Origin of the sequence: Streptomyces sp. NBC_00510, from assembly GCA_036013505.1 — a bacterium.
Classification (GTDB): Bacteria; Actinomycetota; Actinomycetes; order Streptomycetales; family Streptomycetaceae; genus Actinacidiphila.
In genome coordinates this window covers 373,729-384,894 of sequence record CP107851.1, presented here as the reverse complement: position 1 = coordinate 384,894, position 11,166 = coordinate 373,729, and the positions used below count along the sequence as shown (strand labels likewise).

Genomic DNA, 11,166 nt, shown 5'->3' with positions numbered 1-11,166 from the left:
GTCGCAAGTCTTCAGCGCGGAATGCCCGACTCGGTGTAGGTACTGGGTCTGTCGCAATGCGATGCCGCTTGTCCCCAAGCGGTTCCTGGCGGTCTTTCACCAGTGCGCAACGAGCTCAGACCGAAGGGGTTGCGCGTGGGAGGGGTGAATTGCCGGCAGGGCCGACCGCGGCCGACGTTATGCGGTCGGCGCCAATTCGGCCCGGCCGAAAAGCAGGGCGTACCCGGTTGGCAGTTGTGCGAGAACGCGGTTGATGAGGTCGTCCCCGGCCAGGCGACTGAGAACCGCGAAAACGGTCCCGGCGTCCCAGCGTGCGGTGGCGGGCGTGCCGCCGGTGCGGGTGGCCAGGTCGCAGACGAAGTCGAAGCCGGTGAGCGGTTCGGTGCGGGGGAGTTGGGCGGTGAGCTCGAGCGCGGCCTCGACAGGAAGCCGGGCGGCCAGGGCGACGCGTTCTTCGCCGATCAGCTGCCGACCGAGTCCGGCGAGCACATCACGGACGGCCTGCTCGGCCCGTTCGCGGGTTGGGTAGGCGCCCTCGTAGCGTACGTGCTCGACCATCGCGTCGAACGTCATCGCCGTTGTACGGAGGTCCGCTGGGGGCTGCGGGGACATCGGTGTGCCTTTCATCTTCTTGTTGTGGTGTGGGGCGGGGGCAGCGTGTCCCGCCCCACGGTCGTGAGGGTCAGGCCGGTTCGAGGTGACCGAACAGCAGGTCGTAGCCCGGGGGCAGCTGAAGCAAGAGCCGGCGCAGGAGGTCCGGTCCGGCCTCCTCGGCGGCCACGCTGAGGACGGCGCCGACGTCCCAGCGTGCGGTCTGTTCGGTGGCGCCTTCGATCCAGGCGGCGGTGGCCCGCACAAACCGCTCGGCGTCCAGCGGCTCGGTGGCCTGCAGCGGATTGAGCAGGATGAGTGCGTAGGTCTCCGGCAGTCGAGCGGCGAGTTCCGCACGCTCCTCGCCGACCACGTGTGCACCCAGCAGGGCCAGCACGACGCGCGCCGCCTGGTCCGCCTCCCGTGGAGTGGAGTATTCGCCGCGTTCCTGCACGCGTGCCAGGAACGCCTCCGATCGCATGGCCACGGTAATCCCCTTGTGTTACGCGGAGGACGGAACCGAGGAGGGAGGGAACGGTTTTCCGTCCTCCGCCGCCTACTGCGTGTGCCGGGTGGTACCCGGCTCAGGGCTCAGCCGCTGATCTGCTTGCGGTCGCCGGTGGACGTGATCGCGATCTTGCGTGGCTTGGCCCGCTCCGCGATCGGGATGCGCAGGGTCAGGACGCCGGCGTCGTACTCGGCCTGGATGTGCTCGGCGTCCAGGGTGTCGGCGAGCATGAGCTGCCGTGAGAAGACGCCGAGGGGCCGTTCCGACAGTTCCAACTGCACGTCGTCGGCCTTGGCGACGGGACGGCGTTCTGCCTTGACCGTCAGCATGTTGCGTTCGACGTCGATGTCGATCGCTTCCGGGGTCACGCCGGGAAGGTCGAGGGCGATCACGTAGTGGTCGCCTTCGCGGTAGGCGTCCATCGGCATGGTCGAGGGCCTCGACCATGTGCCGGACGTCCCCAGGAGCTGCTGGGTCAGACGGTCCAGCTCACGGAAGGGGTCGGTGCGCATCAACATCGTGAAACACCTCCAAGTGTTCGGGCAGTGGCTGCCAATGCGCTTCACCTGTCTTCTCTTGTACCATGTCGTCCAAGCGATGACAAACTTCGAGTCGTCGAGTGGATGACATGGAAGGAAGCGATTGTTTCTTGAATGCCACCGACCCCTCTCCGTCGGCGGCCGCCGACGACGGTCGAGCCGTGCCGCTCCTGGCCACCGCGACCGCTCTGGCAGCCATCGATGAGGCTCTGCGTGTGGCCCGCGCCGCGGATACGGCGCCGGCGGCCATGTCAGGTGACGACTCAGAACAGGCGCTGGCCTCGCTGATGCTGCTGCGGGAGGTGCGCGAGCGGCTCGCCGGCTGGGAGAGGGGTCTGATTGAGACCGCCCGCGCCGCCGGCGCCAGCTGGGCCGACCTGGCAGGCCCTCTCGGGGTCGCCAGTCGCCAGGCTGCCGAGCGCCGCTACCTGCGCCTGCAGCCGGGAGCAGCGGGCAGTACCGGGGAGGAGCGGGTGAAGGCCACACGCGACCGCCGCGCCGCCGACCGCACTGTCACAGCCTGGGCACGCGACAACGCCGCCGACCTGCGCCGCCTGGCCGCTCTCGTCACCGGGCTGTCCGACCTTCCCCCCGCGGCCCGCTCCGCCATCGACGGGGCCCTCGCCCACAACGACGCGGCTCGATTGATGGCCCCCCTTGCCGCTGTCCGCATCCATCTGCAGCCGGGGCATCCGGAGATAGCTGCGCGCGTGGACGCTCTCACTCGGCACGCCGACCAGCTGCGCCAGGACAGCCACGACCAGCGACGCGACGCTTGACCCAGCGGAGGGATCGCCGCGGCCCAGCGTCCCCCGGGCAGGCCCGACCGGCGGATCGGTGGTCGATACAAACTATGGTGCGGATCCGCCGCTGGGTGCCGTTTGCCAGGCCCCTGCCATCCAGAGAGGAGTCCGCCGCCCAAGGCCCTTCCGTGCCGGGGGGCGCGGCGCGCCGCCCGTCACCAAAGATCAGGGCCGCCGCCCCGCCATTCGACCAGCTCCCCTTCCCAGAGGTCTCTGACTCGGGGCCTGAGGCCAGCCTGCCGCAGCAAGACGAGAATGTCCCTGGGCCCGTGGGCCAGGCCGAGGATGCGCTCATCCAGCCGGACCCGGCGCCCGCCGCATTCCGAAGGCGGATACACGATCACTCGGCATTCCACTTCTCCAGCCTGCGACGCAGTCTTGATGGCCGCATGCTGGAACAACGACCCTGTCCGGAGCTTTCTGCACTTCCCCCGCGTACGGCCCCAGCACGCCGCCGGGAATGACCGCCTGACACGGCAACCAGCGAGGTCCGCAACGAATGTACGACAAGGAAACGACCGCGCTCGTCGTGATCGACATGATCAATACGTATGAGCACGAGGACGCTGAACTGCTGCTGCCGTCTGTGCGAGAGGCGCTCCCCGGCGTTCGGAGGCTGATCTCACGCGCTCGCGAGATCGGTGTGGACGTCATTTACGTCAACGACAATTACGGACGCTGGCGCTCCCATCACGACGAGATCCTCGACATGGCACTCGCCGGCCCGCATGCCGACCTGGTCGAACCGGTCAAGCCCGACGCCGACTCGTTGTTCGTCGTCAAGGCCCGGCATTCGATCTTCTTCCAGACCCCGCTGGAGTACCTCCTGGACCGGCGGAACGTCGGCCATCTCGTGCTGTGCGGGCAGGTCACCGAGCAGTGCGTGCTGTACTCGGCACTCGACGCGCACGTCCGGCACCTGCCGACGACCGTCGCGAGTGACGCTGTCGCCCACATCCATCGCGATCTGGCCGACGCGGCACTGCGCATGATGGAGCGCAACATGGGCACCCACATTTGCTCAGCGGACGAAGTCCCGCTGGGCGTCGAGGCCGGAACACCGCGCCCGCCACCATGACTGGTACGGTCCGCCAACACGGCCACGTGCTTTCACGAACGCGGGGCCCTCCAGCGATCAGACGCTCAGCAGGAAACTGCCTACTCGCAGAGGCCGCCATGGCTGGTAAGCCGCTCATTGTGGTGGCTCCCACTGGGTGTCCCGCAGGTAGGCCTTGTGATGCTGGCAGCCGAACGCAGTGAAATTGTCCGACAGCACCGCGGCCAGATCGTTGGCCTGCCCCTTGTGAGAGCGGCAACACCACTATCCGGCCCCTCGCTCGAGCAGGAAGACCCGGACACCGCCGCGGCGCATCCTGATACTGGGGCTCCATCTTCTGTCCCCGTCGCGCACAGCAGGCGGGGCCGCTTTGCCCAGCCGGTCGTGCGGGCTTGGGCGAAGTGGGTTGGGGGCGCGTTCTTCGGTCGGCGTTGCGTAGAGAACAAGGTTGCGTTCGTAGCGGCGTGCCGCGCGGTCGTAGGGACCGGCGCATGTGATCAAAGCCAGCCGGTGGGGGCCGGCGCGTGTGAAGAGGTCACGTGGCAGATGCTCCTGCTGGTACGTGCGCCGAACAGTGACCCGATAGGTTCTCACCTTGGTGTCGGCTCCTGTCACTGTGATGGGGCCTCCCACGGGTATGTCGAAGAGGGCGGCAAAGGTTCCCAGCCCGTCTTTGGGGCTGTCGACATGGCCCGCGATCAAGACCGTGCCGGTCGCCGCGCCCAGCGGGGCCCCCAGCGCCCACCACCCGCCGGTGTGAAGGTTTTCCGGCAGGTCGAGAGCACCGTCGGCCCAGGCGGCGACAGGCACGACGGCAGCATCGAGACCGGCTGGGCCATGGATGCGGGAGGGCGGCGACGCCTCTCGGTCGTCAAAGGCGGGGCGGTGCACACCGACGGGCAGGGTGCCCGAGTCGGCAACGCCCAGTTGTGGCGAGGTCCAGGCCAGCCAGCCAGCCGGCGGTCGCCGCGCCCAGACCGCAAAGTGTCATCACAGCGGCGGCCGACCGGTGGCGTTCCACGGGCTCTAGCTCTTCCCGGCCGTCCGTCGGCGGATGCGCAGGAGCCAGGCCACTCCGCCGGCAGTGAGCAACGCGCCTCCGGCCATGCCGACCACGCCCGCAGTATCCGCGGAGTCCCGCGCAGCGGCGAGCTGTCCGCCGGATCCAGCGTGGATCATGCCGGTGTCCGAGCCGGCGTGGCAGGTACCGCCGCGGACCATGTCCAGGTGCATTGCCACCACCGGACGGGCGCTGCGGGCGGCTGCCACCACTTCGGCGTTGCTCCCTGCCTTGATTTCTTGATCGATCAAGGCGAGGGTCTTGCGGTGCGCGGCGTCCTGGGTGCTGAGCCATCCCGCGTTGTACGCCGGGCTGCCCGCCTTCGCCTGCACCGCGGCCAGCTCCTTGTTCTGCTCGGCGGATGGCGACGGCGGCAGCGTCACCTTCAGCTTGCCCGCGAGCATTTTCACATCCGCGTCGAGCTTGCTGTGGTCGCGGACGAGCAGGTCGCCGACCTGCTTCACGCACTCGGTTGTCGCGTGAAGCTGTGCGTCGTTCCCAGCCGCGATCTCGGCGAGGTTCCCTTGGTGGGCCTGCGCCATGAACGTCGTGTCCTGGTCGGTCAGTCCTGCGGCGAACGCCTGGGGCGTTGCTATGCCGGACAGCGCCGCCGCTGCCACGGCGGCAGCAAGCAGTCGTGTACGCATCGGTACCGCTCCCGTCGAGCCGGCGGGGCTGCAAGGCGGCACCACACCGGTGGTCAGAACGGGGCGCATGGCACAGCGCCCCCGCACAGATGGCTGCCACCCCGGCACCCAGCCGTACCGATGAAGTCCGGTGGGTCACCCGTCGAGCCGATACGCACAGGAGGATGGATAACCGCCTAGCCGCCGCCTTGGTCGCTCAATCGACGGCGTTGTCTCGTAATCGGTGGTGTGGTGATTGCGGGAGGACGGTGCAGTGGCCGTCAGTGGCGAAGGCCTTCCGAAGGCGTGCCGGTGGGCGCACCACTCTTGTGCGTCGTGCAACTTGTGGCCCCGGCTGAGCAGGCCGAGCCTTGGCGTAGCGCCCGGGTAGCCCCCTTGTGAGCCCCGTAGGCCTGATTGCGGCCTCCCTCGTGGCGAAGCGGCGGAGGCCGTGCTTGCGAGGACTAGGCGTCTCAATGGAAATGGCTTCCGTCGCCCCGAGAAGCCGACGTCGGCAAAGCCACCCGCTCCCGCCGTCGCCGACGTCCTCACCATGGCCTTCCCTGCCACCAAGGCGCTGGGGAGGGGCCAAGGCGTGCCATCCCTTCACCGCCCTCACACCCGTCAAGGCGCCGCTTGCGTAGGGAGGTTGCGGCTCGTCAGTCGCCCACCCGCTATTGGAGCCGTTCGCTCACTTGTGCCGGTGACCTGCGAAGCGAACCCGTGCCCAGCAGGGCAGGACAAACCAGCACATGAGGTACCAAGCCAGGACCGCGCCGACCAGGTATGGGACGAAGGGGTCGTCCGTGGCTACGCGCAGCACCAGCAATAGCGCCGCTGTCATCGTGGCGAGGAGCAGGATCAGACCCACGAAGGTCACGCGGGAGGCCCATTGCACTGTCTGCGGCTTGATGTGCAGCCCCGACACCAGGCGGTGGAAGGCCACCGGCCCGACCAGGGCGCCGGTGGCCGAGGCCCCCAGGGCGACGGTGACGATGTAAATGACCTTGTCCGCGTGCTGCAGCTGCGTGTAGCGGGGAGTGAACACCACCGTCAGCAGGAAACCGAAGAGGATCTGCACGCCGGTCTGGGCGACGCGCACCTCCTGGATGAGTTCGCCCCATTTGCGATCCGCGCGCTCTTCCTCGGTCTCATGGCGTCCGGAGGCATGGGCGTCAGCGGCCATGGCGTCTCTCTCACGGGTGGCTCGGCGGCATTACCTTGCTCTCTACCGCCCTCCCGGGTGGTAGCAGCGAGAGCGCGACACAAGTCGTCCGATCAGGCGAGCCGGGTGCCCTGAACGGACGGATCGTCGCGCCAGCCTGCCGGCACACCGGAGGGACCGCATTGCTCTCGGGGCGGGAAGGGCCACGTCGATTCGATGCGTCGCACAGCAGGGGGGCGCAGCAAGACCTGAGGGCCACGTCGACGGTCGAGCGAGTAAGCGCGCCCCTTCGGGTGCATTCGATACACGCGTGCACATGGACGCCCCGCCAGGGGTAAGGCGAGGGGGCGGCACCGGCGGCAGGTGCCCTGGCACCTCGAACAAAGGGGGGCTGGAGCGCACCGGCAGCCTCAAAGACGTCGTCGCCGCGTGCGTCCAGCGCACCCACGCATGACCGCTTTCGTGAGTTCAGGCCCCGGCTGCGCGCTCGGGGTGGCAGCGGGGGCAGGCCTCGATGTCCGGCATGCCGAGGGCGATCTCCAGCTCGCGGGGGCTGAGCCAGCCGCCGACCGCGTCCGGGCAGTCGCCGCGGTGGATCACACCGTGGAGGGCCCCGCCCTTGGGTGGGTGCTGGAGGCGCCAGCCGATCCCGCCCTTGGCGTGCGACTTCTCCTGCTTCGGCGGCGTAGCAGCGGCAGCGGGTCGAGGCTCCCTCTCCTCTGCCTCGCGGATCTTCGCATCGACCGTGTCGATCTGCAGCTGCAGGTACAACCGGATTACCCGCAGCCGCTCAGCATCAGGCGGCAAGTCGCTCGCATGTTCGACTGTACGGCTCGCGCGTGTCGAGCCAGCGGGGTCAGCTCTCGGTGGCCGTCTCGTCGACGAACGAACCATGCCGCGTGACGGAGCGGCCCCGCCGAAGGCCCCGGAGGAAGCGACGGGACCGCGCCTTCCTGCCCACCCGGCCAGCCGCGTGGACCACTCGCATGGCCAGGCAGACGTTTGGGCGACCCCGCCCCGAGGGCTGCGCCCCCTCCGCATGGGCAGGGCCACACTTCCAGGATGCACCCGCGTTCCGCGCGAGACACGCTGGATATATGCCCGCCAAGGAGCCGTCCGTCATCGTCCTTCCGCCCGTGGACGGCCGCGGAGTAACGATCAACGGGGTGTACTTCGGGACTGCCCGTGACATGACAGAACTGGAGCGTTCCTTTGGCTTGCTGGCTTCGATCCCGCATGGTTCGACATCGCCGACCCCGACGTGATCGAGTGGCGCGGCGGCGGCCCCGACGTGTGGTGACGGGCCCGCCCGGCCTTAATCGGCCCCCGTAGGGCCTGATCCGGCCGGACGGACAAGTTCAGACTACGACGGCAGCCGGCGCCTGCCACAAGCGCCAGCCCCCTGCTCTCTGCACCGTTCGCGCACAACCGCAGGCATCATGTGGCGTCGCGGGCACATGGTCCGTGCCCTGTGCCCGCGGTGACGTGCCCGGCATGACGCAGACAACGACTGTCGGCGCAGCGCGCGCCATACTGCGGTGATCAAGAAATGCGATGCCTGCAGCGTGAGTTGGCCCACAGGTCTGCGAGTTGCCGGTCGGGGGGCACCCGGCCTTCAGGCTAAGGATCTTTGCGGTCTCGGCAGCGAGGCGGTCCCAGTCGGTGAGGAAAGGCCCGGGCCGGTCGGTTGGAGGCCAGGACGTCGGTCCGCCGACCGAGGACGTATGCCGGCACTGCAGTGGTGCAGGCCTGCGCGGATTCGCCGCGGGCTGGTGGGAGCGCGGCGAGTGGCGGGGGAGCGGCACAGCCAAGACGGCGCCACTCCTTCGAGTGGCCACCGCTCCGGGCCGCCGCACCAGCCCAGGCCGAACCGTTGACACGCTATGAGGACAGTCGAGAACGACCTCTTCCCGCCACCCGACCACGACGCCGTCGACATCGTCCTCACCGGCCCCGTCGACCAGGTCGCCTACGTCCGCGCATGGATTCAGGCTCGCGCCACCGACGGAAGCAGCATGCTGCTCGACCTGCCCGAGGACGGCTTGGTCCGCTGTCGCATGCGGATCACCGCCCCGCAGGAGCTATAGGAGCTTCCCGGCCCCTGAGGTTTCGGTGATGCGTGCAAGGTAAGGCGTTAGGCCGACGCGCCGTAGGGACAGCGGAGGGCCACTCCCAAAGCCCCTTCGCGCGCGCCGTCCATCGCTCGTCGGCGGGGGTAGGACGACACCCGACTCGCGCTGTCCAGCGTGCTCCTACCGGGCATGCTGCGCATCCTGGGCTGCGGCCCGCCCTCTGACTCCGTCGCGCACACCGGGCGGGGTCGCGCTCTGACCCAACTCAGCCCCCAGAATGGCCTTCCCCGGTCCGCGAGCGGTCCAACAGAGGAGGCTACGGCGTCCACATCGTCGGGCCGACCCCACGCCATTCGACAACCTCGCCGCTGTACAAGTCAGCTATCCGCAGTGGGAGCCCAGCGTGGCGCACGAGCGCGACCAGGTCTCGCGGAGCGTATGCGAGGCCAAGGATTTTCCCGTCGTAACGCACACGGCGTCCCCCGCTACCCGTCGGCGGGTACACGATCACACGGCAGTTCATGAGGCAAGCGTGACCCCAGCCACGAGCAGTCGCATGCTGGTAGCGCAGCTCCGTCCACGAGGGAGACGTCCCGGGGAGGGGCCGCCCCTCACTCGGCTGCGGCGACTAGCTTGCGGCCCCCTGCAGGCCCGCGGAGGCTAGGTGCAGCGCCGAGGGGTTGTCCACCTCACCCAAGACGTCCTTCGGTCGAGGGCCAGGCCCCTGCCGTGCGAGAGGCGGGGCCTGGCCTACATCTTTAGCGCGCGGCAACGAGCCTTTGCGGGCATTCTGGAAAGGCGAGCCTGCCCGACGTGCCTCCACACGCCCGCAAGACCGCCCGGGAAGAAGGGGCCCCCACCGCCGCGGGCTGCGCGGTGAGGGCCTCGCAAATTCCCGGGAGCGGGCGCACCATTTAAGTGCGGGCTCGTCGCTGTCCTTCCCTGACTAGAGGCGGGGCCGCCCGCAAGTGTCCGCCCGACTGGTCGTGTGAACCATCCACGAGGCCCGGGCCCCAGCCGGGCGGGCTCAGCACTCGATAGAACCTCCAGCCTCCGGACCGCCCACCCACCTCCTACGAGCCCAGCCGACTTCATGGATCTTCGCTCTGCCCTCGGAAACCCCTACTTCGAGGGTTTCAGCCGGGCGATGCGAGGTAAGGCGACCTGCCGGAGCCGCCCGTTTCGCCCCCCGACCGGGCGGTTCCCCGAGAGGCTCCCCTCTCTCGGCGGTCAGCGCCTTGCAGGCCGGGGTCTGCTCCACTCGGGCCCCGGTCGGTGAGGAGGACGTGATGGACGAGAACACCCGCGTGCATCTCCCCGGAAAGAAGGTCCCGGTCAGCGGCATCTATGAATGCACCTGCGGCCAAGGCCACCGCTTCGTCAGCACGGATGTGGAGGGCCACACCTTCCCACCGGTCCCGAAGGACTGCTCCGGCATCGGCTGGAATCTGCTAATCCCCGCCCACGCGGAGCGAAGCCCCTAGGTCCCCCAAGCAGCCCGCCCGGTTACGTGGTGAGGGCCGGGCGGGCGCCCTGCGCGGCCCCGCCGAACATGGACCCGTCTGACGCGTCGGCACTCATCCCCGGATGCAGAGCGGCTTATTGGGCCGGCGCTTCATTAGACGAGCGGTTCGACAGCGATGCCATGATCCGGATCGACAGGTTTTGCGGGGGCCGGGCGCACCCGACCACCTACCGGATGAGTCTGTTCGTGCCGGACCCCGCGTGTGATCCTGGCTACGACCGCCTTGATCATTGACCTTGTGGTGGTGGGCCTCGCCTTAGGTCACTGGTCGCCCGGCCGCCATTCCGTGCTGAACCAGTCGATCGACTCCGCCATCGCCGCGAATTCGGGATACCGTTCGCGCTGATTCCGCTGGTGACGCTGACCAGTCGGAGCCGTGTCATGGGCCCGTTCGTCAACCGCCGCCTGCGACTGCGGCCGGGGGCACTGATCGCAGGACTGATCAGCAGGCTGAACGTGCTCCTGCCTATTCAGCCTGATCTCGGCAGAGGAGGCCCGACGAGTAGGCGTTTCGTTTGGGGCAGCTCGTTGCGGTCAGGTGCTCCGTTGGGAGGCTCGAGAAATGCACCGACGCTACGTGAGCGGGTGGAGAGCCATGGGCGACGCGAAAACCGAACGTCAACAAGCAGACGACCTGCCGGGTGGCAATGTCGTACGCATCCTATTGCAGCAGCACGCTCACATCCGGGACCTGTTCTCGAACGTGAAGAAAACGCGGGGCGATGAGAGGCAGCAGTGGTTCGACAAGCTCCGTGCCACACTCGCCGTCCACGAGACCGCCGAGGAGATGATCCTGCGGCCGGTTGCCAAACGCGCCGCCGGCGAGGCAGAGGTCGAGGCACGCAACCTCGAGGAAAAATTCGCCAGCGAGACACTGGCCGAACTCGAGACGATGGATGTCGACAGCGACGAGTTCGACAAGAAGTTCGCCTACTTCGAACGAGCCGTCATCACGCATGCCGAACGGGAGGAACAGCAGGAGTTCCCCGCCGTGCTGGCCGGTTGTGACCGAGATCAATTGAGGACCATGGGCTACCACCTGCAGTCGGTCCTTTCCGTGGCGCCCACACACCCGCATCCCAAGGTCGCCGGATCAACGACAGCGCAATGGGTGCTGGGCCCGTTCGCCTCACTTTTGGACCGGGTCAAGGACGCGGTCGAAGCCTCCCGCAGCCGTCACTGAGGCGAAGTGGCCACGATGGGGTGTGTACTGGGAGTCA

13 protein-coding genes are annotated in these 11,166 nt (G+C 68.4%); 5 read left to right on the top strand and 8 right to left on the bottom strand.

Going from position 1 to position 11,166, the window contains the following annotated elements; translation table 11 throughout:
* Positions 1 to 177 precede the first annotated feature (177 nt).
* From OG937_01845 to OG937_01835, 3 genes are all read right to left on the bottom strand, one after another.
* Positions 178 to 573, bottom strand: coding sequence for a DUF2267 domain-containing protein (locus OG937_01845; GenBank protein WUD70530.1), 396 nt, complete (start codon positions 571 to 573; stop codon positions 178 to 180).
* Positions 574 to 682: 109 nt separating this feature from the next.
* The gene (locus OG937_01840) at positions 683 to 1,078 is read right to left on the bottom strand and encodes a DUF2267 domain-containing protein (protein ID WUD70529.1); all 396 of its coding nucleotides are present in this window, start codon (positions 1,076 to 1,078) and stop codon (positions 683 to 685) included.
* A 104-nt stretch (positions 1,079 to 1,182) separates the two neighbouring features.
* On the bottom strand, positions 1,183 to 1,617 hold the full coding sequence (locus tag OG937_01835) for an Hsp20/alpha crystallin family protein (GenBank protein ID WUD70528.1): 435 nt from the start codon (positions 1,615 to 1,617) through the stop codon (positions 1,183 to 1,185).
* Positions 1,618 to 1,748: 131 nt separating this feature from the next.
* Between OG937_01835 and OG937_01830 the strand changes: the two genes are divergently transcribed.
* Positions 1,749 to 2,417, top strand: coding sequence for an HSP18 transcriptional regulator (locus OG937_01830; GenBank protein WUD70527.1), 669 nt, complete (start codon positions 1,749 to 1,751; stop codon positions 2,415 to 2,417).
* 179 nt (positions 2,418 to 2,596) lie between these two features.
* Here OG937_01830 and OG937_01825 read toward each other — a convergent pair whose 3' ends face one another.
* Entirely contained in the window at positions 2,597 to 2,785 is a 189-nt protein-coding gene (locus OG937_01825; protein ID WUD78601.1) for a hypothetical protein, read from the bottom strand.
* 155 nt (positions 2,786 to 2,940) lie between these two features.
* Between OG937_01825 and OG937_01820 the strand changes: the two genes are divergently transcribed.
* The gene (locus tag OG937_01820; protein ID WUD70526.1) at positions 2,941 to 3,519 is read left to right on the top strand and encodes a cysteine hydrolase; all 579 of its coding nucleotides are present in this window, start codon (positions 2,941 to 2,943) and stop codon (positions 3,517 to 3,519) included.
* 243 nt (positions 3,520 to 3,762) lie between these two features.
* Here OG937_01820 and OG937_01815 read toward each other — a convergent pair whose 3' ends face one another.
* From OG937_01815 to OG937_01800, 4 genes are all read right to left on the bottom strand, one after another.
* Positions 3,763 to 4,308: a class F sortase gene (locus OG937_01815; GenBank protein WUD70525.1), complete on the bottom strand. Its 546-nt coding sequence runs from the start codon at positions 4,306 to 4,308 to the stop codon at positions 3,763 to 3,765.
* A gap of 216 nt (positions 4,309 to 4,524) precedes the next feature.
* Positions 4,525 to 5,178, bottom strand: coding sequence for a DUF4142 domain-containing protein (locus tag OG937_01810; GenBank protein WUD70524.1), 654 nt, complete (start codon positions 5,176 to 5,178; stop codon positions 4,525 to 4,527).
* A 697-nt stretch (positions 5,179 to 5,875) separates the two neighbouring features.
* A complete protein-coding gene (locus OG937_01805; GenBank protein WUD70523.1) occupies positions 5,876 to 6,370 on the bottom strand; it encodes a DUF6328 family protein in 495 nt (164 codons plus the stop codon).
* A gap of 447 nt (positions 6,371 to 6,817) precedes the next feature.
* Positions 6,818 to 7,120, bottom strand: a complete 303-nt coding sequence (locus OG937_01800) for a hypothetical protein (GenBank protein WUD70522.1) — start codon at positions 7,118 to 7,120, stop codon at positions 6,818 to 6,820.
* A 1,112-nt stretch (positions 7,121 to 8,232) separates the two neighbouring features.
* Here OG937_01800 and OG937_01795 point away from each other — a divergent pair.
* From OG937_01795 to OG937_01785, 3 genes are all read left to right on the top strand, one after another.
* Positions 8,233 to 8,436, top strand: a complete 204-nt coding sequence (locus OG937_01795; GenBank protein ID WUD70521.1) for a hypothetical protein — start codon at positions 8,233 to 8,235, stop codon at positions 8,434 to 8,436.
* Positions 8,437 to 9,710: 1,274 nt separating this feature from the next.
* A complete protein-coding gene (locus tag OG937_01790; protein ID WUD70520.1) occupies positions 9,711 to 9,905 on the top strand; it encodes a hypothetical protein in 195 nt (64 codons plus the stop codon).
* A 636-nt stretch (positions 9,906 to 10,541) separates the two neighbouring features.
* Entirely contained in the window at positions 10,542 to 11,129 is a 588-nt protein-coding gene (locus OG937_01785; GenBank protein WUD70519.1) for a hemerythrin domain-containing protein, read from the top strand.
* Positions 11,130 to 11,166: the final 37 nt, after the last annotated feature.